27 protein-coding genes are annotated in these 25,467 nt (G+C 72.3%); 16 read left to right on the top strand and 11 right to left on the bottom strand.

The window, feature by feature from the left end; translation table 11 throughout:
• Nucleotides 1-123: 123 nt before the first annotated feature.
• Both ACFYPH_RS04885 and ACFYPH_RS04880 read right to left on the bottom strand, forming a co-directional pair.
• On the bottom strand, nucleotides 124-1,746 hold the full coding sequence (locus tag ACFYPH_RS04885; RefSeq protein WP_387179038.1) for an acetolactate synthase: 1,623 nt from the start codon (nucleotides 1,744-1,746) through the stop codon (nucleotides 124-126).
• Between the two features lie 82 nt (nucleotides 1,747-1,828).
• Nucleotides 1,829-2,602, bottom strand: coding sequence for an enoyl-CoA hydratase-related protein (locus tag ACFYPH_RS04880; RefSeq protein ID WP_355066966.1), 774 nt, complete (start codon nucleotides 2,600-2,602; stop codon nucleotides 1,829-1,831).
• Nucleotides 2,603-2,700: 98 nt separating this feature from the next.
• On the opposite strand from ACFYPH_RS04880, the gene ACFYPH_RS04875 reads away from it, so the two are divergent.
• From ACFYPH_RS04875 to ACFYPH_RS04865, 3 genes are all read left to right on the top strand, one after another.
• Nucleotides 2,701-3,168 carry a DUF6232 family protein gene (locus ACFYPH_RS04875; protein ID WP_354855204.1) on the top strand — a complete coding sequence of 156 codons (468 nt, stop codon included), beginning with the start codon at nucleotides 2,701-2,703 and terminating at the stop codon, nucleotides 3,166-3,168.
• Between the two features lie 134 nt (nucleotides 3,169-3,302).
• Complete coding sequence (locus ACFYPH_RS04870) at nucleotides 3,303-3,785, top strand: DUF6232 family protein (RefSeq protein WP_387179034.1); 483 nt, start codon at nucleotides 3,303-3,305, stop codon at nucleotides 3,783-3,785.
• Entirely contained in the window at nucleotides 3,782-4,153 is a 372-nt protein-coding gene (locus tag ACFYPH_RS04865; protein WP_363936841.1) for a hypothetical protein, read from the top strand. The genes ACFYPH_RS04870 and ACFYPH_RS04865 overlap by 4 nt, the downstream gene beginning before the upstream one ends.
• Nucleotides 4,154-4,178: 25 nt before the next feature.
• On the opposite strand, the gene ACFYPH_RS04860 is transcribed toward ACFYPH_RS04865, so the two are convergent.
• Nucleotides 4,179-5,702 (bottom strand): dienelactone hydrolase family protein, encoded by a 1,524-nt coding sequence (locus ACFYPH_RS04860; protein ID WP_387179031.1) that lies wholly within the window; start codon nucleotides 5,700-5,702, stop codon nucleotides 4,179-4,181.
• Nucleotides 5,703-5,780: 78 nt separating this feature from the next.
• Here ACFYPH_RS04860 and ACFYPH_RS04855 point away from each other — a divergent pair, with 78 nt between their 5' ends.
• Nucleotides 5,781-6,509 (top strand): hypothetical protein, encoded by a 729-nt coding sequence (locus tag ACFYPH_RS04855; protein ID WP_354855201.1) that lies wholly within the window; start codon nucleotides 5,781-5,783, stop codon nucleotides 6,507-6,509.
• 32 nt (nucleotides 6,510-6,541) lie between these two features.
• Here the strand turns inward: ACFYPH_RS04855 and ACFYPH_RS04850 are convergent, their stop codons facing one another.
• Nucleotides 6,542-7,000, bottom strand: a complete 459-nt coding sequence (locus ACFYPH_RS04850; RefSeq protein ID WP_387179027.1) for a rhodanese-like domain-containing protein — start codon at nucleotides 6,998-7,000, stop codon at nucleotides 6,542-6,544.
• Nucleotides 7,001-7,071: 71 nt separating this feature from the next.
• On the opposite strand from ACFYPH_RS04850, the gene ftrA reads away from it, so the two are divergent.
• Nucleotides 7,072-8,085, top strand: a complete 1,014-nt coding sequence (gene ftrA, locus ACFYPH_RS04845; RefSeq protein WP_387179025.1) for a transcriptional regulator FtrA — start codon at nucleotides 7,072-7,074, stop codon at nucleotides 8,083-8,085.
• A gap of 40 nt (nucleotides 8,086-8,125) precedes the next feature.
• Here the strand turns inward: ftrA and ACFYPH_RS04840 are convergent, their stop codons facing one another.
• Both ACFYPH_RS04840 and ACFYPH_RS04835 read right to left on the bottom strand, forming a co-directional pair.
• Nucleotides 8,126-9,022, bottom strand: a complete 897-nt coding sequence (locus ACFYPH_RS04840; protein ID WP_355066961.1) for a ribokinase — start codon at nucleotides 9,020-9,022, stop codon at nucleotides 8,126-8,128.
• A 10-nt stretch (nucleotides 9,023-9,032) separates the two neighbouring features.
• Nucleotides 9,033-9,875 (bottom strand): ABC transporter ATP-binding protein, encoded by an 843-nt coding sequence (locus tag ACFYPH_RS04835; protein WP_234581363.1) that lies wholly within the window; start codon nucleotides 9,873-9,875, stop codon nucleotides 9,033-9,035.
• Nucleotides 9,876-10,006: 131 nt separating this feature from the next.
• On the opposite strand from ACFYPH_RS04835, the gene ACFYPH_RS04830 reads away from it, so the two are divergent.
• Together ACFYPH_RS04830 and ACFYPH_RS04825 are read left to right on the top strand one after the other, a co-directional pair.
• Complete coding sequence (locus tag ACFYPH_RS04830; protein ID WP_387179021.1) at nucleotides 10,007-11,014, top strand: ABC transporter ATP-binding protein; 1,008 nt, start codon at nucleotides 10,007-10,009, stop codon at nucleotides 11,012-11,014.
• On the top strand, nucleotides 11,011-12,027 hold the full coding sequence (locus tag ACFYPH_RS04825) for an ABC transporter permease subunit (RefSeq protein ID WP_387179018.1): 1,017 nt from the start codon (nucleotides 11,011-11,013) through the stop codon (nucleotides 12,025-12,027). Before ACFYPH_RS04830 ends, ACFYPH_RS04825 begins: the two co-directional genes overlap by 4 nt.
• A 136-nt stretch (nucleotides 12,028-12,163) precedes the next feature.
• On the opposite strand, the gene ACFYPH_RS04820 is transcribed toward ACFYPH_RS04825, so the two are convergent.
• Entirely contained in the window at nucleotides 12,164-13,339 is a 1,176-nt protein-coding gene (locus ACFYPH_RS04820; RefSeq protein WP_354855196.1) for an ROK family transcriptional regulator, read from the bottom strand.
• 165 nt (nucleotides 13,340-13,504) lie between these two features.
• Here ACFYPH_RS04820 and ACFYPH_RS04815 point away from each other — a divergent pair, with 165 nt between their 5' ends.
• The 4 genes from ACFYPH_RS04815 to ACFYPH_RS04800 all read left to right on the top strand — a co-directional run bounded on the left by ACFYPH_RS04815 (nucleotide 13,505) and on the right by ACFYPH_RS04800 (nucleotide 16,850).
• Entirely contained in the window at nucleotides 13,505-14,959 is a 1,455-nt protein-coding gene (locus tag ACFYPH_RS04815; protein WP_387179015.1) for a glycoside hydrolase family 3 protein, read from the top strand.
• A gap of 163 nt (nucleotides 14,960-15,122) precedes the next feature.
• A complete protein-coding gene (locus tag ACFYPH_RS04810; protein WP_387179012.1) occupies nucleotides 15,123-15,698 on the top strand; it encodes a hypothetical protein in 576 nt (191 codons plus the stop codon).
• A complete protein-coding gene (locus ACFYPH_RS04805) occupies nucleotides 15,695-16,189 on the top strand; it encodes a DCC1-like thiol-disulfide oxidoreductase family protein (RefSeq protein ID WP_354855193.1) in 495 nt (164 codons plus the stop codon). Before ACFYPH_RS04810 ends, ACFYPH_RS04805 begins: the two co-directional genes overlap by 4 nt.
• Complete coding sequence (locus ACFYPH_RS04800; protein WP_354855192.1) at nucleotides 16,152-16,850, top strand: TetR family transcriptional regulator; 699 nt, start codon at nucleotides 16,152-16,154, stop codon at nucleotides 16,848-16,850. Before ACFYPH_RS04805 ends, ACFYPH_RS04800 begins: the two co-directional genes overlap by 38 nt.
• Nucleotides 16,851-17,091: 241 nt before the next feature.
• Here ACFYPH_RS04800 and ACFYPH_RS04795 read toward each other — a convergent pair whose 3' ends face one another.
• Nucleotides 17,092-17,754: a GNAT family N-acetyltransferase gene (locus tag ACFYPH_RS04795; protein ID WP_354855191.1), complete on the bottom strand. Its 663-nt coding sequence runs from the start codon at nucleotides 17,752-17,754 to the stop codon at nucleotides 17,092-17,094.
• A 201-nt stretch (nucleotides 17,755-17,955) separates the two neighbouring features.
• Here ACFYPH_RS04795 and ACFYPH_RS04790 point away from each other — a divergent pair, with 201 nt between their 5' ends.
• Nucleotides 17,956-18,144 (top strand): DNA repair protein, encoded by a 189-nt coding sequence (locus tag ACFYPH_RS04790; RefSeq protein ID WP_387179008.1) that lies wholly within the window; start codon nucleotides 17,956-17,958, stop codon nucleotides 18,142-18,144.
• Between the two features lie 152 nt (nucleotides 18,145-18,296).
• Nucleotides 18,297-18,815 (top strand): hypothetical protein, encoded by a 519-nt coding sequence (locus ACFYPH_RS04785; RefSeq protein ID WP_354855189.1) that lies wholly within the window; start codon nucleotides 18,297-18,299, stop codon nucleotides 18,813-18,815.
• A gap of 10 nt (nucleotides 18,816-18,825) precedes the next feature.
• Here the strand turns inward: ACFYPH_RS04785 and ACFYPH_RS04780 are convergent, their stop codons facing one another.
• The gene (locus ACFYPH_RS04780) at nucleotides 18,826-19,557 is read right to left on the bottom strand and encodes a Clp protease N-terminal domain-containing protein (protein ID WP_387179005.1); all 732 of its coding nucleotides are present in this window, start codon (nucleotides 19,555-19,557) and stop codon (nucleotides 18,826-18,828) included.
• Between the two features lie 191 nt (nucleotides 19,558-19,748).
• Here ACFYPH_RS04780 and ACFYPH_RS04775 point away from each other — a divergent pair, with 191 nt between their 5' ends.
• Nucleotides 19,749-20,564 carry a DUF72 domain-containing protein gene (locus ACFYPH_RS04775; RefSeq protein ID WP_363937404.1) on the top strand — a complete coding sequence of 272 codons (816 nt, stop codon included), beginning with the start codon at nucleotides 19,749-19,751 and terminating at the stop codon, nucleotides 20,562-20,564.
• A gap of 15 nt (nucleotides 20,565-20,579) precedes the next feature.
• On the opposite strand, the gene ACFYPH_RS04770 is transcribed toward ACFYPH_RS04775, so the two are convergent.
• The gene (locus tag ACFYPH_RS04770; protein ID WP_363937390.1) at nucleotides 20,580-22,412 is read right to left on the bottom strand and encodes a glycoside hydrolase family 15 protein; all 1,833 of its coding nucleotides are present in this window, start codon (nucleotides 22,410-22,412) and stop codon (nucleotides 20,580-20,582) included.
• A gap of 145 nt (nucleotides 22,413-22,557) precedes the next feature.
• Between ACFYPH_RS04770 and ACFYPH_RS04765 the strand changes: the two genes are divergently transcribed.
• Nucleotides 22,558-22,983, top strand: a complete 426-nt coding sequence (locus ACFYPH_RS04765; protein ID WP_387179001.1) for a VOC family protein — start codon at nucleotides 22,558-22,560, stop codon at nucleotides 22,981-22,983.
• 66 nt (nucleotides 22,984-23,049) lie between these two features.
• Nucleotides 23,050-23,499, top strand: a complete 450-nt coding sequence (locus tag ACFYPH_RS04760; RefSeq protein WP_387178997.1) for a hypothetical protein — start codon at nucleotides 23,050-23,052, stop codon at nucleotides 23,497-23,499.
• 8 nt (nucleotides 23,500-23,507) lie between these two features.
• On the opposite strand, the gene ACFYPH_RS04755 is transcribed toward ACFYPH_RS04760, so the two are convergent.
• Nucleotides 23,508-25,163, bottom strand: a complete 1,656-nt coding sequence (locus ACFYPH_RS04755; RefSeq protein ID WP_387178994.1) for a glycoside hydrolase family 44 protein — start codon at nucleotides 25,161-25,163, stop codon at nucleotides 23,508-23,510.
• Nucleotides 25,164-25,467: the final 304 nt, after the last annotated feature.

The raw sequence follows: 25,467 nt of genomic DNA, 5'->3' as shown, positions 1-25,467 counted from the left end.
GGTCTGACATCCCGCCGTTCCCGCGCTGACGTTACGTCGACCGACGCTGACATTCCGCGTATTTAACTGCGGGAAGACGCCGCACCGCCGCCGCCCGCGAGGGGCGACGGCGGCGGGTGCGACTCAGGCCAGGTTCGACGAGCGGGGGTACGCGTCGGTCGGGTCGGTGAGCACGTTGACGAGGTACGGCACTCCGGCGTCGAACGCCCGCTGCAGGGCCGGCTGAAGGTCGGCGGCCTTCGTGACCATCTCCCCCGCGCCGCCCAGCGCGCTGACCACCGTGTCGTAGCGCAGCTCGGGCTGGAGGTCGGCGGCGACGTCGTAGCCGTACATGGCCCGCATCGGGTGCTTCTCCAGCCCCCAGATGCCGTTGTTGCCGACGACGATCACGACCGGCAGCTTCTGCCGGACCAGCGACTCGACGTCCATCAGCGAGAACCCGGCCGCGCCGTCGCCCATCAGCACGCAGATCTGCCGGTCCGGGTGGCTGACCCGGGCGCCCATCGCGTAGCCCATGCCGGTGCCCAGGCAGCCGTACGGGCCCGGGTCCAGCCAGGTGCCGGGCTGGGCCGGCTCCAGGTACCGACCGGCGTACGAGACGAAGTCGCCGCCGTCACCGATGGTGATCGCGTCGCGGGCCAGCACCTTGCGCAGCTCGCCGTAGACGCGGGCCGGTCGGATCGGGTCGGTCTCGGCGGCCATCTCGGCGGCGTCGCGGGCGCGGGCCGCGTCCTCGGCGGTACGAAGGTCGGCGATCCAGCCGCTGTGGTCGGCCCGGTCACCGGCGTGGTCGGCCAGCGCGGAGAGGATCAGGCGCAGGTCACCGGCGGGGGCGACGGCCGGCTGCACGTGCGTGGCGCGCTGACTGGGCGCGTCGACGATGTGCACGACCTTGGCGTCGCCGAAGTCGCCGAAGCTGAGCCGGAAGTCCAGCGGCGTACCGACCACCACGACGACGTCGGCGCCGGAGAGCGCGGCGCGGCGGGCCTTGGCGAAGGCGAGCGGGTGCTCCGGGGGCAGGGAGCCGCGGCCCATCCCGTTGGTGAAGACCGGCACCTGCAACGCCTCGGCGGCCTCGCGCAGGGCCGCCACCGCGTCGCCCGCGTACACGTCCGAGCCGGCGATGATGACCGGCCGCTGCGCGCCGGCGATCAGCGTCGCGGCCCGGCTGACCTCGTCCGGGTCCGGTTCGACGGCGTCGACGCCGGACGGCGCGGGCAGGTCGGTCTCGGCGACCGAGAAGACCGTCTCCAGCGGGAAGTCCAGGAAGACCGGGCCCCGGTGCGGGGTGAGCGCGGCGGTGAGGGCGGCGCCCACCGCACGCGGGATGTCGTCGGTGCTGAACACCGTCTCGGCGTGCTTGGTGACCGGGGCGACCAGCGGCAGGTGGTCCATCTCCTGGAGACTGCCCGACCCCCACCGGAAGGCGGGTGCCCGGCCACCGAGCACCAGCACCGGGGACGCGTTGAAGAAGGCGCTGGTCATGCCCGAGATGCCGTTGGTGACACCGGGGCCGGCGGTGAGCACGGCGAGGCCGGGACGGCGCTGGAGCTTGGCCACCGCCTCGGCGGCGAAGACCGCGGACTGCTCGTGCCGGACGTCGTAGATCGGGAAGTCGGCCTTGTGCGCGGCGTCGTACAGCGGGAAGACGTGCCCGCCGGACAGCGTGAACATCTCCCGTACGCCGTGCGCGCGTAGTGCCGCGAGGGCCAGCTCTCCGCCGTGACCCTCGATCCGCTCCGTCATTCGCCGCTCCCCTTCGTCGCTCATGACCGAGGCCCCACGCTACTGGCCGGTAGGAGCAATGTGAACCGTTCTCGGCTAATCGTCAGCGGCCGGTGAAGTCCGGCTTGCGCTTCTCGACGAACGCCGCCATGCCCTCGCGCCGGTCGTCGGTCGCGAACAGCGCCGCGAAGAGCTGACTCTCCCAGGCCAGGCCGGAGTTCAGGTCCATGTCCAGGCCGCCGTCGACCGCCAGCTTCGCCGCGCGCAGCGCCTGCACCGGCCCATTGAGGTACGGCGTGATGAGCGCGACCGCCGCGTCGTACACCTCGGCGGCCGGGGCGACCCGGTCGGCCAGGCCGATCCGCAGCGCCTCCTGAGCGTCCACCATCCGCCCGGACATGATCAGATCCTTCGCCCGCGCCGGACCGACCAGGCGGGCCAGCCGCTGGGTGCCGCCCGCACCGGGGATGATGCCCAGCTTGATCTCCGGCTGGCCGAGCTTGGCGTCCTCGGCCACGACCCGCCAGTCGCAGGCCAGCGCCAGCTCGCAGCCCCCGCCGAGGGCGTACCCGGTGATCGCGGCGACCACCGGCTTGGGGATCCGCGCGATCGCGCCGAGCGCGCTGGACAGGGCAGCCGCCCGGTCGGCCATGTCCACGTAGGACATCTCGGCCATCTGCTTGATGTCCGCGCCCGCGGCGAAGACCTTCTCCCCGCCGTACACGATGACGGCACGGACCTCGGGGTCGGCGGTGGCCGCCGTGGCGGCGGCGCGCAACTCCTCCTGCACCTGGGTGTTGAGCGCGTTCATCGGCGGCCGCTCCAGCCGGATGGTGCCGATGCCGTCCCTGGTCTCCAGCCGAACGAACTCGCCCACGCTGCCCTCACTTCCTCGTCGAAGTCGCGTGCCAACCTTACGACCCGGCTCGTTGGGGTAAGTAGTGTGGTGTCAGCCCCGCGGGCGGGAGTCCAGCCATGATCACGTATTACGACGACAGGTCGGTGCAGGTCACCTCCACCGCCGTCCAGGTCGACGGCCGCAGCTACTCGCTGGCCGAGATCACCATGGTCTGGCACCGCCGGGGCAGCCGCTCCTGGCGGGTGCTGGTCGGGCGAGGCGCGCTCGGCGCCGCGCTGGCCGGCCCGCTGGTCGCGGCCGTGCTCGGCATCGGCCTGGCCGCCTGGCTGCACCGCTCCCCCACCGTGACGATCGCGATCGTCGGCGCCTCGGTGCTGGTCGGGCTGGCCGTCGGCCCGGTCGCCGACTTCCTCTTCGAACACCTGGACCGCTCGTACGCCAGGGGCAGCCGGCAGATGGAGATCTGGGCCCGCTGGCGGGGCCAGCCGGTGCGGTTGCTGCACACCGGCGACGCGCTGCGCTTCGGGCAGATCTACCGGGCGGTGCAGCGCGCGATGGAGCACACCCAGCCCGCCCGCCGCTAGCCCGCCTCCCTTCGCGGATCTTGGACAGTTTCCGTCAACCGCTGACGGAAACTGTCCAAGATCTCGTTCGGGATCGCGGCCGTTGTCGCCGCCGCGCAGGCGCGCGGGTTGCCTGTCGGTGGTTAGGCTTAGTGATGACCCTCTATTACCGGGACGACGCGGTGCAGGTGACCTCCGAGTCGATCCGGGCGGGCGGTCAGGTGATCGCCCTGCCCGACGTGACGTTCGTCTGGCACGAACGAGGGCAGAAGACCCTCGCCGTACGCGGCCGGGTGCTGGGTCGCGGTGTGCTGGTCGTGCTGCTGTCGCTGCCGCCCCTCGTCGCGCTGGTCTGCGTCGTCTCGCTGGCCTGGTCGGCACAGGATCGGGGCAACTGGCAGCTGGCGCTGATCATCCTGGCCGCCTGTGCGGTGGGGGCGCTGGCACTGGCCCCGTTCCTGGAGATTCCCCTCGGCTGGCTGGACCGCTCGTACGAGCGCGGCAGCCACGTGCACGAGCTGTGGGTGCAGCACCACGGTCAGGAGCACATGCTGCTGCGCACGCCGGACGCGCTACGGTTCGGGCAGATCTACCGGGCCGTGCAACGCGCCGTCGAACAGCAGGGGGACCATCGATGACCACCCGTCGCGGCGAGGCCGTCGCGCTCGCCGGGCTGCTCGCCACGGCCGGCGTCACCCACCTGCTGCGCCCCGGCTTCTACGACCCGATCGTGCCGCGTGCGCTGCCCGGGCCGGCCCGCTTCTGGACGTACGCCAGCGGGATCGCCGAGCTGACGGTGGCGGCGGCGGTGGCGCACCCCGCCACCCGACGGGCCGGCGGTCGGGCCGCCGCCGCGCTGTTCGTCGCCGTGCTGCCGGCCAACGTGAAGATGGCGGTGGACTGGCGGCACCGGCGGCCGTCGAAACGGGCCATCGCCTACGGCCGGGTGCCGATGCAGGTGCCACTGATCTGGTGGGCGCTGCGCGTCGCCCGCGCCGACCGCTAGACCCCACGCCGGGCGGAGCACCTGGTCAGCGCAACGGCAGGGTGGTGGCGATCGGCCAGCCCACCAGGACGGCGCCCACGAGGGCCGGCAGCCAGCGCGGGGTCGCGTACCGGCGCAGCACCGCCGCCCACAGCACGTGCCAGCCGAGCAGCACGGCGAACAACGGCACCACCAGCAGCACGAACCCGGGTGCCGGGCCGAGCACCGCCGACGTGCTCAACACGAGCACGGTGATCGCGACGACCAGCAGGCGACGCCAGGTCCGGCCGGCCGCGACCTGCTCGACGCCCAGCAGGAACAGCAGGCACGCGGCGACCACCAGCGGGAGCAGCCACCAGCGGGCACCGACCGGCAGCGCCGAGGTCAGTCCGAGGTGGATCGGCAGCGCCACGGCGAGAATCGCGTACGCCGTCAGCGCCAGCGCCGCGACGGCGGTCCGTGCCGGCGTACGACGACCGGTCTCGTCGACGGCCACGCCGGGCGCTCGCGTCGCGGCGGGCAGCCAGCGTTGGCCACCGCCCACCAGTACCCCGCTGACCAGCAGGAAGCCCGTGACGTAACCGCCGACCGCGAGCGGGAGACGGTTGGTCGGCAGGACGGCCGCGACGGCCGCCGCGAGACCGCTCGCGAGGACGGCCAGCCCGAGCAGGGCGAGACCACGCAGCGGCGCCCCGCCTCCCGCCGCCGCCGTTCCCCCGCCGGCCCGCCGGCCCAGGAGCAGGGCCGCCAACGGGACGACGCCGACGGCGAACGCGAACACCAGCAGCCCCGCCCCGGCGAGCCGGACGAGCGGTCGGGGCGACGCGGCCCCGTCGACGCTGGGCAGCCAGTCGGCGATCTCCTCGTGGGTACGCGGGGCGAAGAGCACCGAGATGTGCTCCACACCGGGCACCACCACCGCTGGCCGTCGGCCCACCGCCGCCCCGCGCCGCACGGCGTCGTCGGCCGCGCGCCGGAACGCGGGGAACTCCGCGCCGCCGACGATGAGCAACAGCTCCGCCGGGTGGCCCGGAGGCAGTTCGCCGGCGTCGGGCAGCGAGATCGCCACGGTCCGGGCGATCTCCGGGTGCCCGGCCGCGTACCGGGTCACCGCGCCCGCGCCCATCGAGTGTCCCACCAGCATGATCTGGGCCGGGTCCACATCCGGCTGGGCGCGCAGGTATCCGACCGCGGCGTCCAGGTTGGCGGCGAGCGTCGCGGGTGGCATGTCGGCGCCGAGTCGGGCCGGATTCGCGCCGTGCCCGGCGAAGTCGAACAGCAGCGCCACCGCTCCCCGGCGGGCCACGGTGTCGGCTATCGGGCGCATCAGCCGCGCCGAGCCGGCGAATCCGTGCGCGATCACCACGCCGGGCCGCCGCGCGTCAGGTGTCGGCGGGCCGGCGCGTACCTCGGTCATCGGCACGCCGCCGACGGTGACCTGCCGCACGGAGAGGCCGGCGTCCGCGCGGACCAGCACCGCCGTGCCGAGCGCGGCGGCCAGCGCCGCGAGCACGGCGAGCAGGACGGCCGCCCGGGTGCTCGGCGGGTGGTGCGGCGAGGGGGCCGACATGCCGGCACCCTACCGCCGCAGGCCGCGCCGACGGTCGCCCGCGAGCGGTTGTGGCGGGGCCGACGCACACTTGGTCCCATGGCGATTCCCCTCCCCACACCGACCGCCGTGGTCGGCCTGACCCGCTCCGCCCTCGACCAGGCGCTCGGCTCGGCAGCCTCGTTCGCCGCCGTGCCCGCCCGCGCGTTCGCGGTGCTCGACGGGGTGGAAGCGCTGCTGGCCAGGATCAACGGCGTGGTGGATCGGATCGAGACGACCCTGGACCGGACCGATGCGGTGCTCACCGACGCCGAGGCGGCGGTCCGCGAGGTCGCGGTGATCAGCGCCGCCGCGACCACCGCCATCGACACCGCCAGCGAGGTGGCGACGGCCGCCGCCGTGGTGGTCACCGAGGCCGAGAAGGTCGCGCACGTCGCCGGCACGGTGGTCACCGAGGCCGAGGCGGTGGCCGGCAGCGCCGCGGTCACCGTGGGCACCGCCGCGCAGGCGGCGACCACGGCGGCGGAGTTGCTGGCGGCGTACGAGCCGGCGCTGCGGCGGGCCGCGCCGATGACCGGGAGGTTCGTCGAGGAGCTGAGCCACGAGGAGATCACCGCGGCGATCCACCTGATCGACGAGTTGCCCAAGCTCAAGGAGCACCTGACCGCCGACATCCTGCCGATCCTCGCGACGCTGGACCGGGTCGGGCCCGACCTGCACGACCTGTTGGACGTCACCCGTGATCTCAAGCTCGCCGTGGCGGGCATCCCCGGCCTCGGCATGCTGCGGCGACGCGGCGAGAAGCTCAGCGACGAACCCGCCGGCTGAACCCACGCCCCGTCTGGCGGGCCGTAGCCGGATCAGCAGTCGCAGGTGATCGTCGCCCTCGGTGCGGTCAGATCGTCGACGGGACGCCGGGTCAGCCCGTTCTCCGTCTCCACCGGCAGCCCCTCCCGTACCCAGTACTCGAACCCGCCGAGCATCTCCTTGACCGGAATACCGAGCCGGGCGAACTCCAGGGCCGCCCGGGTCGCCCCGTTGCAGCCCGGCCCCCAGCAGTAGGTGACCACCGCCGTACCCGTGGGGATCAGGCCAGGCGCCCGGGCGGCGATCTCGGCGGTGGGCAGGTGCACCGCTCCCGGCAGGTGCCCCTGCGCCCAGCCGGTCACCCCCCGGGAGTCGACCACCACGAGCCCGGGGGTACGGGCGGCCAGGTCGGCGTGCACGTCACTGACATCGGTCTGGACGCTGAGTCGGGCGAGAAAGTGGGCGGCTGCGGCGTCCGGAGCGGCTGGCGGGACGGCGAAGGTGAAGGTCATGACACTGATCGTGGCCGTGCCCGGCGGCCGGGACGAGTGGCGGGAACGACGTCCTGCGCTAACATCCCGCCATGCCGAAAAGTGCGCGCCGGCTGCCGACGCCGCGACAGCCGGCCGCCGGTCACCGCGTCGCCGTGCTCGCGTACCCGGGAATGTCGGTGTTCGAGACCGGCATCGTCACCGAGGTGTTCGGGCTGCCCCGCCCCGAGTTCGACGTCGACTGGTACGACCTGGTGATCTGCGCCGAGAAGCCGGGGCCGGTCCCGGTGGTCGGCGGAGTCAGCCTGCACACCCCGTACGGCCTGGCGGAGCTGGCGGCGGCGCGGACGGTGATCGTGCCCGGCGTGCCGGACGTGACCGCCGACCCGTCGCCCGCGCTGGTGGCCGCGCTGCGCAGGGCGCACACACGCGGTGCCCGGATCATGTCGATCTGCTCGGGCGCGTTCGCGCTGGCCGGCGCCGGGCTGCTGGACGGGCGGCGGGCCACCACCCACTGGCGGTACGCGGAGCTGCTGGCGCGGCGGTACCCGCGCGTCGAGGTGGACCCGGACGTGCTCTACCTCGATGACGGCGACCTGCTCACCAGCGCCGGCAGTGCCGCCGGACTCGATCTCAGCGTGCACGTGGTGCGGCGTGACCATGGCGCGGCCATCGCCAACGCGGTCGCCCGCCGGTTGGTGATCCCTCCGCACCGCGACGGCGGACAGGCCCAGTTCGTCGAGGCGCCGGTGACCGCCGACCCGGGCGACGACCGGATCGCCGCCAGCATCGAGTGGGCGCTCGCGCACCTCGCCGAGCCGCTGAGCATCGCCCGGCTCGCCGGGCGGGCACACATGTCACCGCGCACCTATCTGCGGCACTTCACCCGAGCCACCGGGACCAGCCCGATCCGGTGGCTCATCGACCAGCGGGTCCGGGCCAGTCTGGCGCTGCTGGAGGAGACCGAAGCCCCGATCGAGCAGATCGCCGGCGCGGTGGGCTTCGACACCCCGGTCACCTACCGCCACCACTTCGGGCGGATCATGCTGACGTCACCGTCGGCGTACCGGCGGGCCTTCCGGACGGGAGCCGGCCGGCCGGCGTGACGTGGCCGGGCGCGTCGACGTCGCGGTGCTCGCCGACGGGTCAGCCCGGCGCGTACAGCGCGTCGATCTCGGCGCGTTGCGGCAGTGCCACCGAGGCGCCGAGCTTGCGTACGCAGGCCGCGCCGGCCGCCGCCGCCCAGCGCACCGCGTCGACGACGTCCCGCCCCTCGCCCCAGCCGACCGCCAGCGCGGCCGTGAACGCGTCGCCGGCCGCTGTGGAGTCGACCACGTCGACCCGGACCGCGGGCACGTGCACCTCGGCGCCGTCGCGGTCGACGTACCAGGCGCCCGCGTCACCGAGGGTGAGAACGGCGCGGGGCACCAGGTCGAGCAGCGCGCGAGGCTCCTCGCGGCCCCGACCGGTGAACGCCTGCGCCTCGCCCTCGTTGACGACCAGCAGGTCCACCGCCCCGAGCAGCTCCGGTGGGAGGTCCCGGGCCGGTGCGGCGTTGAGGATCACCCGGGTGCCGGCGGCCTGGGCGGCCAGCGCGGCGGCGGTCACCGTCTGCACCGGGATCTCCAGCTGGGCGACCAGGACGTCCGCCCCGCGTACCGTCGCCAGTTCCTCGTCGGTGAGGCCGACCAGCGCGTCGTTCGCGCCGGGGGTGACCAGGATGGCGTTCTCCCCCTGCGCGTTGACCATCACGAGCGCCACACCGGAGGTGCCGTAGACCACCCGCAGGTGGCCGGTGTCCACGCCGGCCGCCGTGATCCGGGCCCGCAGCGTCACGCCGAACGCGTCGGAGCCGATCGCGCCCAGGAAGGCGCAGGAGGCGCCGGCCCGGACCGCGGCGATGGCCTGGTTGGCGCCCTTGCCACCGGGCACCATCACGAATTCGGTGCCGAGCATGGTCTCGCCCGGTCGGGGCAGCGACGGCGCCATCGCGACCAGGTCCATGTTGGCGCTGCCGACCACCACCACCCGGGTCTGCGACACGGTCGCCCGCTCAGGCGGCGCGCGCGGTGTAGCGGTCGCCGGACCGCTCGACCACCAGCGGCAGACCGAAGGTCTTGGAGAGGTTGTCGCCGGTCACCGTCTCGGCGAGCAGACCCTGGGCGACGACGGCGCCCTCGCGCAGCAGCAGCGCGTGGGTGAACCCGGGCGGGATCTCCTCAACGTGGTGGGTGACGAGCACCATGGCGGGGGCGTCCGGGTCGTACGCCAGCTCGGCCAGCCGGGTGACCAGGTCCTCGCGGCCACCCAGGTCGAGCCCGGCGGTGGGCTCGTCGAGCAGCAGCAGCTCCGGATCGGTCATGAGTGCCCGGGCGATCTGGACGCGCTTGCGTTCGCCCTCGGAGAGGGTGCCGTAGCGGCGCTCGGCGAGGTTGCCGACGCCGAGCTGGCTGAGCAACGCCCGCGCCCGCGCCTCGTCGCCGCGGTCGTAGCTCTCCCGCCAGCGCCCGACCACCGACCAGGCGGCGGTCACCACCACGTCGCTTACCTGTTCGTCGGCGGGCACCCGCTCGGCGAGCGCGGCGGTGGAGAGCCCGATGCGGGTACGCAGCTCGTTGACGTCGGTGCGGCCGATGCGCTCACCGAGCACGTGCGCGACGCCGGTGGTGGGGTGCAGCCGGCCGGCGGCCAGGTTGAGCAGGGTGGTCTTGCCCGCGCCGTTGGGGCCGAGCACCACCCAGCGCTCGTCCAGCTCGACCCGCCAGGTCAGGTCCTGCAGCAGCGCGGTGCCGGAGCGGCGTACGCCGACGCTGTCGAGGCTGACCACCAGATCCGGGTCCACGGGTGCGGCGGCAGGCGCGGCGCCGGCAGCGCCGGGGATCAGGTCACCAGTCACCCGACCATCCAACCACGCAGCGCCGGGGCGCCCCCCATGGGCGGCGCCCCGGCCATAGGGTGAGGCACCGTGTCGTTGATCACCACAGCCGGAGGACGACCCATGCCCGATCGACGTACGAAGCCGCGCGGATGAGCGCGGTCATCGAGATCGAGGGTCTGCGCAAGACCTTCCGCAGCGTGCGCCACGGCAAAAGGGTGGCGGTCGACGGGTTCGACCTGCTGGTCGAGGCCGGGCAGATCCACGGCTTCCTGGGGCCCAACGGCTCCGGCAAGACGACCACGCTGCGCGCCCTGCTCGGGCTGGTGCGGGCCGACGGCGGGCGGATGACGGTGCTCGGCGAGCCGTCGCCCGAGCTGCTGCCCCGGGTGGCCGGTCGGGTCGGCGCGATCGTGGAGAGTCCGCAGTTCTTCGGCAACTTCACCGGGCGCCGCACGCTGCGGCTGCTGGCGCGCGCCGGTGGGGTGTCGATCTCCCGCGTGGACGAGGCGCTGGAGCTGGTGGGCCTGCGCGACCGCGGCGACGAGCGGGTGAAGGGTTACTCGCTGGGCATGAAGCAGCGCCTCGCGGTGGCGTCCGCCCTGCTGAAGGATCCGCAGCTGCTCATCCTGGACGAGCCGGCGAACGGCCTCGACCCGGCGGGCATCCGCGAGATGCGCGACCTGATGCGGTCGCTCGCGGCGGCCGGGGTGACCGTGCTGGTGTCCAGCCACATCCTGGGCGAGATCCAACTGATCTGCGACCACGTCACGATCATCTCGCGCGGGCAGCGGGTGGCGGCCGGCCGGGTGGACGAGGTGCTGGCGGGTCACGACCGGCACGAGTTCCTGGTCCGGGTGGCCGAGCCGGTCCGTGCCGCCGAGCTGCTGCACGCGGCGGAGCTGACGGCTGCCGTCGAGGGTGACGCGCTGGTGGTGAGCGGGGCGACCGATCCGACGGTCATCAGCCGGGTGCTGGGCGAGCAGGGGCTGTGGGTGAGCGAGCTGACGCCGCTCCGGCCCGATCTGGAGAGCGTCTTCCTGGAGCTGACCGGCGCCGGCGAGCATCCGTCGGTGCCCCGCCAGGTCGACGACTGGGCGCCGCCGTCCGGCGCCGACGGCGCCGTGATCGATCTCGACGTACGGGGAGTGGACGCGTGAACCTGGTCCGGGCCGAGTTGGAGCGGCTGTTCGCGCGCCGCTTCGTGCAGCTCATGGTCGTCCTGCTGGCGCTGGCGTTCGCCGTCACCGCGGCGACCACCCTGGCCGGCTCGCACCGGCCGACCGCCGACGAGCTCAGCTCGGCGCGGGCGCAGGCCATCGCGGCGCGGCAGAACATGGAGGCCACCCACCAGCAGTGCCTGGCCCGGCAGGACGCCGGGATCTCGCCCGACGACACGGGCGACTACTTCCCGGACGACTGCTCGGAGCTGGACCCCATCCGGCAGGACCGGTTGCCGATCGCGGCCGACTACCTGCCCGGGGTGTTCAGCTTCGCCCAGCAGGCCCGCCCGCTGCTGTATTTCCTCATCGCGTTCCTGGTGCTGTTCGGGTTTCTGGTGGGCGCCTCGTACATCGGGGCGGACCTGAACTCCGGTGGGGTGGTGAACCTGCTGCTGTGGCGGCCGCGTCGGCTGACGGTGCTCGCCACGAAGCTGGGCACCCTGCTCGGGACGGTGTTGGCGCTGGCCGTGGCGGCGTCGCTGGTCTACCTGGCCACCTTCTGGGTGATCGGGCAGACCGCCGGGCTGGCCGGTCAGCTCGGTGACGACTTCTGGCGCTCGCTGGCGGCCGTGCACGGCCGCGGCCTGGTGCTGGTGCTGTTGGCCACCGCCGTGGGCTTCGCGATCGCGACGCTGGGCCGGCACACCTCGGCGGCGCTCGGCGCGGCCGCCGCGTACGCGGTGGTCTGGGAGCTGGGCGCCCGGCTGGTGCTGGAGATCGTCGATGCCCGACGGCCGGACCAGCTGATGCTGTCCAGCCACATCGGAGCGTGGCTCAACGGCGAGGCCCGTTTCTGGGACGCGCAGCGCTGTCGGGGCGACAGCGGCAACGGCTACTGCGAGGGCTTCTACAGCCTGACCTGGGGGCCCGCGCTTGTGGTGCTGCTCGTGATCACCGGCGGGTTGACCGTGGCGGCGTTCGCCGTGTTCCGTCGCCGCGACCTGATCTAAAGGGGCCGGGCCGGGTCACCCGCACCGCGCCGGGTGACCCGGCGGCTCGCCGCGCGGGGCCCGGCGACAGCCGGCAAGAGCTTGCAGCTCGACGGGCTGCGGTGAAATATTCCTTCACATGACCGCCCCAGCGGGCTCAGCCGACGGTGGAGCCGAACACCTCGTCGCGAACGGCGTCCAAGGCGGTGCGCAGCGCGCCGCGCAGGATCGGCTCCTCGGTGAGGCCGGTGGGCACCACCCGTGGCCGGACCAGGGTGATCGCCGCGACCTCCCGCTGCACCCGGTCGGCGAGCGCCGCCCCGCCCGCCTGGCCAACCTCCCCGGCCAGCACGACCAACGGCGGGTCGAGCACCACGCAGGTGCTGGCCACGCCGAGCGCGAGCCGACGGGCCAGCTCGTCGAGCATCGGGCCGCCGGCAGCGCCATCGGCGACGGCCGCGCGGACGGCCTCGGCGGCGTCGGTGTCCGGGTAGCCGTGCTCGCGGGCCACCGCGCGGACCGAGTCGCCGCCGATCACCTGCTGGAAGGCCGGCTTGGCACGCCGCGAGACGTCGCGCGGGATCGGCGCGCCGGGCACCGGCAGGTAGCCGATCTCGCCGGCCGCGCCGCTGCTGCCGTGGTGCAGGCGACCACCCAGCATGATCGCCAGGCCGACGCCGGCGCCCACCCAGACGAGAACGAAGTCGGCCACGCCCTGTGCCGCGCCGGACTGCGCCTCGGCCACCGCGGCCAGGTTGACGTCGTTCTCGAAGACCACTGGCGTGTGCAGGTCGTCGCGCAGCGCGGCGAGCAGACCGCTGTGCCAGCGCGGCAGGTTGAAGGCGAAGGTGATGTCGCCGGTGTGCGGATCGACCAGGCCCGGCGTGCCGAGCACGATCCGGCGGACGCTGCTGAGCTGCGCCTGAGCGCTGCTGGCGGCCTGCACCACGGCGTTGTGCACCACGCCCACCGGATCGTCGGTGTCCCGCGTCGACTGCTCCACGCGGCCGATGACGGCGCCGGTGATGTCGGCGCAGGCGGCCACCACGCGGTCCGGCCCGACGTCCACCCCGACGACGTGGGCGCTGCTCGGACGCACCGCATAGAGCTGGGCGTTCGGCCCTCGCCCGCCGGCCTGCTCGCCGACCCGGCTGACCAGGCCGCGCTCCTCCAGCCGCTCGACGAGTTGCGAGGCGGTGACCTTGGACAGCCCGGTCAGCTCGCCGAGCCGGGCCCGGGTGAGCGGCCCACGCTCCAGGAGCAGTTCCAACGCCGCGCGGTCGTTGAGCGCCCGCAACAGGCGGGGGGTGCCGGGCAGCCGGGTCGCACTCATGCCACGTCCTCTAGTTTTAGTAAACTTTGCTAACTGTAAACCGACCTGCGAACGGGTAGCCGTAGCGTAACGGCCACCCCGAGGCAGAGTGCTCGGCCGACCCGGCAGGGCGACGACCACCGCGGGTACGACGTTCGTGCCCGGGGGACCGAAGGGGGAGATCACGTGGGGCTCGATCCAGGACTGCGTCGGCTCGCGCTGGGCACGCTGCTCGCCGCGTACCCGGGACCGGTCCCGCCGGACTGGGCGGTCGACCTGGTGGCCGACGGGCTGGCCGGGCACACCCTGTTCGGCACGAACGTGCACGACCCCGCGCAGGTGGCGGCGGGCACCGCCGCGCTACGCGCCGGCCGGGCGGACGTGCTGATCGCCATCGACGAGGAGGGTGGCGACGTGACCCGGCTGGCACATGCCACCGGCAGCCCGTACCCCGGCAACGCCGCACTCGGCGCGGTCGGCGACGTGGCGCTGACCCGACAGGTCTACCAGTCGATCGGCGCCGAACTGGCCGCGCTCGGCATCACCGTCAACCTCGCCCCCACCGTCGACGTGAACACCGCCGACGACAACCCGGTGATCGGCACCCGCTCCTTCGGCGCCGACCCCGTCCGGGTGGCCGCCCACTCGGCCGCCGCCGTGAACGGCCTGCAGTCCGCCGGCGTCGCGGCCTGCGCCAAGCACTTCCCCGGCCACGGTGCCACCAGCACCGACTCCCACCACGAACTCCCCACTGTGGACGTACCGCTGGAGTTGCTACGCCAGCGGGACCTGCCGCCGTTCGCCGCGGTCGTCGCCGCAGGGGCGCGTGCCGTGATGACCGCGCACATCCGGGTGCCGGCGCTGACCGATGACGACCCGGCCACCTTCAGCCGGGCCGTCCTGGTCGACCTGCTGCGTACCGAGTACGGCTTTACCGGCACGGTGATCACCGACGCGCTGGAGATGAAGGGGGCCGCGGTGGCCGCCGGAGGTGTCGGGCCGGCCGCGGTCCGGGCCCTGTCGGCCGGCGCCGACCTGCTCTGCATCGGCGCGAAGGTCGACGCCGCGCTGGTCGAGCGGGTGGCCGCCGAGATCGTCGAGGCGACCGCCGACGGTCGGCTGCCGATCGCCCGGGTCGAGGAGGCGGCCGGCCGCGCCGCCGCGCTCGCCGCCTGGACCCGGGCCGCCGGCGGGTCACCGACCGCCGCGGACTCCGATCTGGGGTACGCGGTGGCACGCCGGGCGGTGCAGGTGGAGGGGGTGCTCACCGGCCTGGATGAGCCGCTGGTGGTGCAGTTGCACACCGAGTCCACCATCGCCGAGGGACGGGTGCCGTGGGGCCTCGGCCCGCACCTCGACGGCACGCGGGAGATCCGGGTGATCGCCAGCGAGACCGACCCGGCCACGCTGCGCGGGTTGGCCGGGGATCGTCCCATCGTGCTGGTCGGACGGCACCTGCACCGGCTGTCCGGCGGCCCGGAACTGATCGCCGACCTGGCGGCCCAGCACCCGGTGACCGTGGTGGAGATGGGCTGGCCGGCCCAGTGGCGCCCAGTGGGCGTACGCGCCTTCGTCACCACCTACGGCGCGAGCCACGCCAACGGCCGCGCGGCGGCCGAGGCCCTCGGCCTGGCTCACTGAGCCTCGACGCCGTCCGGTCGGGCTCCAGGGCTCGACCGGACGGCGCGCGCCCAGCGCCGCGTCACAGTGTCCACAGTCACTGATCGCCTCTTCTTGAACATGTTCAATACCCGCTCTAGGCTGACGGCGTCGGTAGTTGAACACGTTCAAGGAAGGCGTCCACATGGACATCAAGGTCTGGATGTACGTGATCTACCTCGCGGTCAGCGTCGGCCTGACCATCTGGGTGGCGCGGGCGCTGTCCCGCAACGGGCAGGTCTTCCTGGAGGAGGTGTTCGCCGACGAACGACTCGCCCGAGCGGTCAACAGCCTCCTGGTGGTCGGCTTCTATCTGCTCAACCTCGGCTACGTCACGGTGGCCATGAAGCACCCCGACCCGGTGCTCACCACAAGTGAGGCCATGGAGGAGCTGTCCCTCAAGATCGGCCTGGTGCTGCTGGTGCTCGGCGCGCTGCACTTCTTCAACGTCTTCGCACTGGGCCGCTACCGGCGCAACCGACTCCGCCAGCTCGCCACGCACCCGCCCATCGCACCGATCGGCCGGCTCCCCATGCCGCCCGCACCGCACGGCGCACACCCGGCCGGGCCCTACCCGGTGGGAGCGCAGCCGGTCGGGCCCTACCCGACCGGGCCCCAGCCGGTGGGAGCGCAGCCGGTGGGACCACAGCCGGGCACCGCACAGGCCCGCCCGGCGCAGCCCGGCGCCGACGGGCCGGGGACCAACCCCGTGACCCGATGACCGCCGGACCGGTCGGCGGGCCCGCCGGGCCTCCGGATCCCACCGCGTTCTCCGGCGGTGGGGTCCGGGGGTTCACCGTCCTGTTCGACGCGAACTGCCCGATCTGCCGGGCCGCCCGCCGGTGGCTCGCGTCCCGCGCCCAGCTCGTACCCCTGGAGTTCGTGCCGGCCGGCTCGACCGAGGCCCGGCGGCGCTTCCCCGGCCTGGACCACGACGCGACGCTGCGTGACCTGACCGTCGTGGCCGACACCGGCGAGGTGTACGCGGGCGACGGCGCCTGGTTCGCCTGCCTCTGGGCGTTGGCCGACCACCGGTCGGCGGCCGAGCGGCTGTCCCGGCCGCATCTGCTGCCGCTGGCCCGGCAGGTGGTGGCGACCGCCTCCGCGATCCGGGAGCGGGTTCGCGATCCGTGGGCCGAGCCGATGGACGAACCGGCGGGATACCGTGACCCCGATGACCGAGCAACCTGCGCCGACGACCACTGCGGGTGAACCTGCGACCGCCCGGGGCGAGCAGACCCGGCAGCTGATCCGGGACACCGCGATGCGACTGTTCCGCGAGCGCGGCTACGCCCAGACCACGATGCGGGCGATCGCGCAGGAAGCCGGCGTCGCGGTGGGCAACGCCTACTACTACTTCGGCTCGAAGGACCACCTGATCCAGGAGTTCTACGCCCAGTCCCAGGTCGAGCACCGGGCGAAGGCCCAACCGGTGCTCGACCGGAAGGAGGCGTTCGCCGATCGGCTGGCCGGGGTGCTGCATGCCGGGATCGACGTGCTGACCCCGTCACACGCGTTCGCGGCAACCTTCTTCAAGACCGCGGCCGAGCCGACCTCTCCGCTCAGTCCCTTCTCCGCCGAGTCGTCCGGCCCCCGGCAGGCCGCGATCGACCTGTTCGCCGAGGTGCTGACCGGCTCGACCGCCAAGGTCGACGCGGAGTTGCGCCCGCAGCTGCCCGAGCTGCTCTGGCTGGCGTACATGGGCGTCGTCCTCTACTGGGTGCACGACCGGTCACCCGGTCAGGTCAAGACCCGGCAGTTGATCGACGGCGTGGTGCCGCTGATCGACCGGCTGGTCGCGTTGTCGCGGCTGCGGGTGCTCCGCCCGGTGACCCGACAGGTACTCGACCTCATCCGCACGCTGCGTCACTGACCGGTTCACACCCGCGACCCGGCTCCGCCGCAGGTCAAGTCCGCTATTCGACACTCCGACCCAACAGCTCGCACCTTGCACCGGGCAGATTCGATACGTAGCGTGATCGACATCGGATCGACCCGTCAGCGACGCGGCCGACCGCCCGAGAACCGGGGCCTGGGGGCAGGTTGCGGACCGTGGATCCGGCCCGGGATCCACGGTCCGCGCACTGAGACCGGCGCCCGACGGCTGCCCCGTCTCACCGCGGATAGACCCCGTACGCCCGCCAACCCCGGTCCGGGAAGCCCGCCGCCTCCGCGACCCGGGCCGAGGCGTGGTTGTCCTTCTCGTGCAGGTACGTCGGCACCGCGCCCTCGTCTAGGACCCGCCGTGCCGCCTGCGCCACCAGGCGACGCGCGAGGCCCCGACCCCGAGCGGCTGGCGCGGTGCCGATGGCCAGTTCGTGCCCGTACGCGTCGTGGCGTTTTATCCCGGCTCCGGCGAGGTAGGTGCCGTCCACGTCGCGGACCACGAGCACCGGCCGGTCGAACAGCCGCAGCCAGGCCGGCAGGCCAGGGGCGGTCGACTCGGTCCACTCCCCCACGTCGGGCAGCGGCGCGGGAGCCAGACTCCAGCGGAACGGGCCGTCGTGCACACAGAAGGTGGGCAGTCCGACGGCCTCCGGCAGCGCCGCGAGCATGCGCTCCGGAGCGCGCTTGACCAACGCCCGGATCGCCGCCACCCGGTCCGGCGCGACGGAGAGCACCGCGCTCCGACCGGTGTCGACGGCGAGGGCCGGACGCAGCCGGCCGTCCCAGGCCGGCTGGAGCCGGCGATGCGAGGCGACCACGTGCAGCCCCGGGCCGGCCGGCCACTGGCCGAGCCAGGAGGCCAGGTGCAGCTGCAGCAGCCGGTTGAGCATGCGTACCTCCCGTCACCGGACACGTCGTGGATCACCGTACGCGCAGCGGCCCGACCGGGCGGGCCTTCCCGTCGGGGCCGGATGGCCCGGGGTCACGAATGCGCCGGGCGCCGTGCTGCCCGAGATGCGGGAACCGGGTAGCGAGATCGACCGTCATAGGTATTTCCATACATGGACACCTTTCTTTGGGACGGTATGGTCATGCCGATTCAGCCGAACGACCGCTTCCACCAGGACCCCACGCGACTCTGGCAAGCAGCGGAGGCCGCCGGAGCCCTTCCGGCCCAACCGCGCTACCGGGTGACCCGCACGACGGGCGCCCTGTCCTGGGCGAAACTGAACAAGCTGCCGGCCGGCAGCTCCAGCCGGCACGGCCTCAACACCCGCTGACGCGCCGGCCGGGCCCGGACAGCGCCGAAGGCGGCCTCTGCCGGTGGTCGGGGACGACACACCGCAGGAGGACCAGCGGCGGTATTCGCACACCTGTCGGGTAATTTCTTCCAGGTCCGGCACCCCGGCCTACGACAGGAGAAGCTCCGCGCATGGGCAAGAAGACGATCCAGGTCTCCGACTTCACCGGCACCGTTCTGCAGCAGGACGACGAGGTGGTTCGTGTCGTCGTCCTGGAGCACCCGGACCTGGTCGCCGGGCCCGTGCAGCTCGACGCCACCCCGGGCGAGGTGGAGAGCATCGACGACGCCGCGCTGGACGTGGCGGTGGTGGAGATCCACGACCGGCACGGCGGCGGGGAGCCCCGACGGGTGGTCCTCACCGCCAGCGAGTTCGACGCGATGGCCACCGACGTCCCGATGGCGCAGTTGCTGAAGACGGCCGAGCGGGTCCGCCCGCCCAAGGCCCGCAAGAGCGTCGAGAAGATCGACTACGGCACGCTGGAGCACGCCGGCAGGCCGCACCGGGGCCGGGTCACCGAGGAGGAGGCCCGACTGGTCCGCGAGCAGCTCGACGAGGTCAACAAGCGACTCGCCGACGCGGGCGTACGCCAGATCGACCCGACCGATCCGGAGCACGCCCTGCGTTACGGCTTCCCCGAGGCGTCCTGACCCCGGGTTCTCACTTCTTACCGACGGCGGCGGCGAGGGCGGCGGACAGGTCGGCCTCGACCGCCGCCTTGTCCAGGTCGAGGTTGGTGAGCACGCCGGCGCCGTCCTCCTGCTCCAGCAGGGCGAGCAGGATGTGCTCGGTGCCGATGTAGTTGTGCCCGAGGCGCAGCGCCTCCCGGAAGGTCAGCTCCAACGCCTTCTTGCCGCGCGCGTCGTACGGGATGAGTTCCGGAACCTGCTCCGCCCGCGATGGGAGAACGGCACCGACCGCCTCCCGCACCGCCTCGGGGGTGGCGCCCCGACCAGCCATCACCCTGGCGGCAAGACCCTCCGGCTCGGCCAGCAGGCCCAGCACCAGGTGCTCGGGGCCGATCTCGGCGTTACCGCTGGCACGGGCCTCCTCCTGCGAGGCCACCACCACGTTGCGGGCCCGGGGGGTGAACCGTGCGAAGCCGGCGTTGGGGTCGAGCGCCGCCGCCTCGGTGGAGCCCTTCGCGACGAAGCGCTTCTGCGCGGCCTGCTTGCTGACCCCCATGCTGCGGCCGATGTCGGTCCAGGAGGCGCCTGAGCGCCGGGCCTGATCGACGAAGTGCCCGATCAGGTGGTCGGCGACCTCACCGAGGTGATCGGCGGCGATCACCGCGTCGGTGAGCTGGTCGAGCGCGTCGGTGTGCGCCTTCTTGATCGCCTGGATCAGGTCGTCGAGCTTGACGTGGTTGTTCATCTGGAAAGGCTCGGTCATGCGTCAACCATAGGTTGACGCCCTCTCCCCGTCAACCCTGAGTTGACGACGAATGTGAACGACGACGAGCCCTGCGGGGCGGCGGTCGGCCGCCGCACAGACGGGTGTCCCGAGCTGCCACGGGGCGCGTATACGGTGGGCGCGGTTTCACCAGAGGAGGGGCTGTCATGCGGCTGCACGTGGGATGCGCGATGTGGACCCACCGGTCGTGGCCTGGTCGCCTGCTGCCACCAGCGGAGCGCCTGCGGCACTATGCGAGCTGGTGCGACGCCGTCGAGGGCAACACGACGTTCTACGCGACACCGGCCCGGGACACCGTCGCGTCCTGGGCGGCGCAGACCGATCCCAGCTTTCGGTTCGTCCTCAAACTTCCCAAGGTCGTCACGCACGAACGCCGGCTCACCGACGTCGGCGACCCGCTGCGCGCCTTCCTGGACGCGATCGAGCCCCTCGGTCCACGCGCCCACGCTCTCTGGATCCAACTGCCGGGGTCGTTCTCGCCCGCCGACGTGCCTGCCCTCGATCGGTTCCTCGGCCAACTCCCGCGCTCCCACCGGTATGCCGTGGAGGTCCGCCATCCCGCGTTCTTCACCGACCCGCACGCGATCCGGCGGCTCGAGGAGACCCTCACCGCGGCCTCGGCCGAATGGATTCCCTTCGACACCACCGCGTTCTTCACCAGTCCGCCGACCAGCGACGCGGAACGCGACGCCTGGACCAAGAAGCCACGGATGCCGCTGCGGGCGGTCGCGCTGACCGACCGCCCGATCGTCCGTTACCTGGGCCGCGACGACAACGCCCGGACGGTCCAGGGGTGGCAGCGCTGGGTCGAGGTCACCGCCGACTGGCTGCGCGAGGGTCGCTCCCCCACCGTGTTCGTCCACACGCCGGACAACGCCGACGCGCCGCGGCTCGCCCGCCGCTTCCACGACGAGGTACGCGCCCGCGTGCCGGGCCTCGCCGCACTGCCCGAACCGATACCGGTCGAACCACTGACCCTCTTCTGACGGGTACGCCCGCGGTCACCCCTTTCCGTCGAGGAGGGCGTTGAGGTGGTGGGCCGTGCTGATCAGCGAGAGGTGGCTGAACGCCTGCGGGAAGTTACCGATCTGCTCACCGGTGGGCGCGATCTCCTCCGAGTAGAGCCCCAGCGGCGTGCTGTACGTCAGCATCTTCTCGAACGTCAGCTGGGCGTCGTCGAGCCGGCCGGACTGGGCGAGGGCCTGGACGTACCAGAAGGTGCACATGCTGAAGGTGCCCTCGGAGCCGGCGAGCCCGTCGGGCGAGGCGTTCGGGTCGTAGCGGTAGACGAGGCTGTCCGAGACCAGCTCGTTGTCTATCGCCCGCAACGTCGACAGCCACATCGGATCGTTCGGCGCGATGAAGCCCACCCCGGGCATCGCGAGCAGCGAGGCGTCGGTGATGTCGGTGCGGTAGTGCTGCACGAAGGCCTGTCGTTCCGGATGGAATCCCCGAGCGATGACCTGCTCGTAGACGGCGTTGCGTTCGTCCGCCCAGCGGGTGATGCTCGCGGGACGCCCACGTGCGTGCGCGATGCGGATCGCGCGGTCGAACGCGAGCCAGCACATCATCCGCCCGTAGGTGAAGTCCTGCCGCCCGGAGCGGGTCTCCCAGATGCCGTCCTCGGGCTGGTCCCAGTGGTCGCAGAGCCAGTCCATCAGGCCGGCCGTCTTGCGCCACCCGTCGTACGACGTCATCAACCCGCTCTGGTCGGCGAGATGCAGCGAGTTGAGCGCCTCGCCGTAGATGTCCAGTTGCACCTGGCCCGCCGCGCCGTTGCCGATCCGCACCGGCGCCGAGCCGCGGTATCCCTCCAGGTGGCCCAGCACCTCCTCGGGGAGGTCCGGCGAGCCGTCGATGCGGTACATGATCTGCAGAGGCACGTTGCCGTCGCGGGCGTCCCGGATGCGCGCTTCGAGCCAGGTCAGATACTTCTGGGCCTCCTCGGTGAAACCGACGCTGAGCAGCGCGTGGACCGAGAACGAGGCATCACGGATCCAGGTGTAGCGGTAGTCCCAGTTCCGTGGTCCACCGATCTGCTCCGGCAACCCCGCCGTCGGGGCGGCGACCACGGCGCCCGTCGGGGCGTACGTCATGAGCTTGAGCGTCATCGCCGACCTGTCGACCATCTCCCGCCAGCGGCCGGTGTAGGAGGAACGGCCCACCCACCGACGCCAGTGGTCCCGTGTCTCGGCCAGCAGTTCGCACGCCTCCTGCGTGCTGAGGGCCCGGGGTGGGTGGGGGCAGGCCGTCTCCAGGACGACTCCGCCGATGTCGCCGACGTGCAGCTCGTTGCGAAAGCAGACGCTCTCGGTGTCGCGCTGGATCGTCCGCTTGTCGACGAGCCGATCCGCGTCCGAGAAGGGGGTCAGGGTGAGGCTGAGGGTCGAGCTGCGGAAGACGTCGCCCTCCGGGTGCACCTCCAGCTCGTACGGATCCCGCCCGTAGTTGAACCGCGGCCGGCAGTCGAAGCGGAACGGCATGTGTCCCCGGACCATCCGGATCAGCCGGATCAACCGGTGCCGGTCGGTGGCCTGCTCGCCCGTGACGGGCATGAAGTCCAACAGCTCCCCCACCCCGTCGGCGCTGTGGAAACGGGTGATCAGGATCGGCGTGCCGGGTAGGTAGAGCTGTTTGCTCGAATACTCGATGCCGTCGGGTGAGAGCTGGAAGTGGCCGCCTTTTCGGCGGTCCAGCAGGGCGGCGAAGACGCTCGGCGAGTCGAAGCGCGGCGCGCAGAACCAGTCGATCGTGCCGTCCTTGCTGATCAGCGCGGCGGTCTGCAGGTCACCGATCAGGCCGTGCTCCTCCACCCCCGGGTACGTCGTATCCACGTTGGCTCCCGCCGCTCGTCGGGCTGACGGCGGCGACTACCCGGGATACCGCGCGCTACACGGCTGGCCGTCTCCGTGTCGGGCCGAAGCTGTCGGTGCCCGCCGATAGCGTGACCACCGGACGACATCGACGAGAGGACACCAGGTGAGCCTGCGCGGATTCGCCACCCTGAACATCTGGGCCGACGACGTGGCGGCTGCCACCGACTGGTACGCCCGGTTCCTGGGCCAGGAGGCGTACTTCTCGCGGCCCGGCCCCGACGGGCGTCCGGCCTACACCGAGTTCCGCCTCGGCGACTACCAGGCGGAGCTGGGCATCATCGACCGCAGGTACGCCCCGCCCGACGCGACGGCCGGGCCCGGTGGCGCTGTGATGCACTGGCACGTCGACGACCTCGACGCCACCGTGGAACGGCTCCTCGCGATGGGTGCCACCGAATACCAGCCGATCACGCCCCACGGGGACGCGGGGTTCGTCACCGCGGCGGTGGTGGACCCATTCGGCAACGTGCTGGGTGTCATGACCAACCCGCACTACCTCGACATTCTCGCGTCTTCCTGGCCGGCCTGAGGCGGTTGTCGACGTCTGCTGTACTCGACAGCGAGGATTCCCCCTCGGCGAAGGAGGCCCACTGGCATGTCCACCTCCGAGTTCAGCCCCGACGCTCTGCGTACGCTGATCCGCGCCGGCGCCTGGATCGACCGCCCGGACACCAAGAAGGCCGCCGTACACCTGCTGACCTTCACCAAGCTGCCGGAGCAACCAGGCTTCGCCGAACTGGTCGAGGTCGTACAGATCCCCGAGTACGACGACGGTCACGACATCCAGTTGGCGGTCATCCGCGACTGGCCGGCGCTGCTCGCGCTACCGGCGGTCGAGCAACTCTCCGACGACGACCAGCGGCTGGTCGCCCTTGCCGGCAGCCTCGCCACCGGGCAACCGGTCGACCTGGCCGCCAACGCCGCCGTCAAGGGCCACGAGCACGCGGCGAAGGTCGCCGAGGCGATGGTGATCGCCGCCGGCTACCACCTGAAGTACACGGTCAACCCGACCGAGCGGCTCACCACGAGGTTCGCCAAAGCCTGAGTAGGCGCTCAGTGTCGGCGCTGCGGCAGGACGAGCAGCGTCACGGAGTTCGCCGGGTACGTCGCGCTGACGCCGCCCCGGGCCACCCGGAGATCCTCACCCCGGACGATCGAGGTGAGATCGGCCGGGCCGTAGGTGAACCGCTGCGCCCGGTCCCCGCCCTGAAATCCGGAGAGCGCCAACCGTGAGGTCAGATCGCCGCCCGTCTTGTTGACCACCATGACGGTGAGTGCCTTGTCGGACGAGCGTTGCGCGGCGTAGACCGAGAGCTGCCCCTGGTCGCTGCTGACCGCCGACACGCTCACGTCGCCGAACCTGCTCCTGGCTCCGTCGTAGTTCCGGTACATCCGGAACGCGTACGCGCCGGGGTCGGTCGGCTTCGGTTCGCCCCAGATGGTGGCCAGGTCCAGACCCTCGCGCCCGAAGATGCCGAGTACGTCGGCCTGCGCGAGCGCGCCGTTGATGTCGTCCAGTGCGCCCCAGTTGTATTCGGTGATGGCGACCTTGGTGCCGGGGTAGTACTGCGCGACCCATGCCTTCATCTGGCGGATGAACTGCAACGGCGGAGCGTTCACCCCGCCGGGGCCGATCCACGACTCGTCGACGTACGTCGGATCCCACAGCGACCGGGTGGACCGCAACCGCAGCGCGTTGGCTTCCGCGTCCTTGCCGCCACTGATCTGCGGGTAGTAGTGCTGATCGAAGTAGTCGAGGAATCGCTTTCCGCCGTGGGCGTCGCTGAAGTCCTTCATGTTCTTCAGATACCACTGGGACAGGTTGAGCCCGCCGTGCGCCGCCGCGTCGGCACCCGGCGCGCATCCGTCCACGCCGGACGCCACCCATTCGCAGTAGCCCCAGCCGGACGGGCCGAGCACCGCCGCGCGCGGGTCAGCGGCCTTGATGGCCGCGGCGGTCGCCGTGCCCTTGCCGCCCAACTCGTCGTAGCTCACCGGGTCGGGATGCACATCGCGGTGGGTGGAGTTCCACAGCACCGGCTCGTTGTCGAGTTCGTAGATTGACACGCCGCCACGTGACGCCGGGCCGAACTGGTTCACCAGATGCGACACCATCTCGCCCGCGAACGACGCGTCGGCCGGGATCGAGGTGTCCGTGGGGACCGCCCCGACCAGGTTCGCGTCGGCGTGCCGGCCGTTGCCACAGTTGGGGTCCCACTGGTCGAACGAGTCCTGCACCGGAAAGCGGGTGGCCGGGAAGCCGCAGGCGAACGGGTGCGACGATGGCGAGTCCTTCGCCACCCATCCGATCAACGGCACGGCGACCACCTGCCTGGTCCCGTTGTTTCGGTTTCGCTGGACGAACGCCTCGACCGTGTTGTCGGGCCCGGCCACGATGTTCTCGAAGTACCAGTCGCTGCCGGTGTTGTAGGTGTGGTTCTTGAAGTTGTAGCGGCTGCTCGCGTTACCGCCCCAGCGCGCCACCGGGGTGCCGAGTTCAGCGACGAGCGCGGGGTCGCCGCCGTTCATGCCGTAGATGTCGGGGCTGATCGCGTGCCGGGCGGCAGACACGTCCACGGCCAGGGTGAGATCGGCGGCGGCCGCCGCCGGGCCGGCGACGGCCTGGGTGGTCAGCAGCCCCGCCACGAGAGAACCGACCACACCGATCGCCGTGGCCGGTCGTGGCTTGCGCCGTCGTTGCACACCCATCAGAAACTCCTGCCGCCGATCAGCCCGGGACGGACCGAACCCGCCAATACATTACTGGTTGTCCATATCAAGTCAATCGATTCCCGTAAATTGACTCAGCCATGATCGTCGTGGGTGAGCAGCAGGAACGTCGGGAGGTCGGGATCGCGGACCCTGACCCGAGGCCCGCCACCACCGGACATGACGAAGACTCCGACCCAGTGTGAACCGCCAGGGACTCGAACCCCGAACCCGCGGATTAAGACCAACACTGGCGCTGACGGGGATCAAGCCGGAACTCGTCACTGCCAATGCCTACGGCAGT

Origin of the sequence: Micromonospora sp. NPDC005252 (assembly GCF_042872475.1) — a bacterium.
Classification (GTDB): Bacteria; Actinomycetota; Actinomycetes; order Mycobacteriales; family Micromonosporaceae; genus Micromonospora.
Note: the sequence above shows the minus strand (reverse complement) of the source record. Positions and strands in the feature narration are given on the sequence as shown.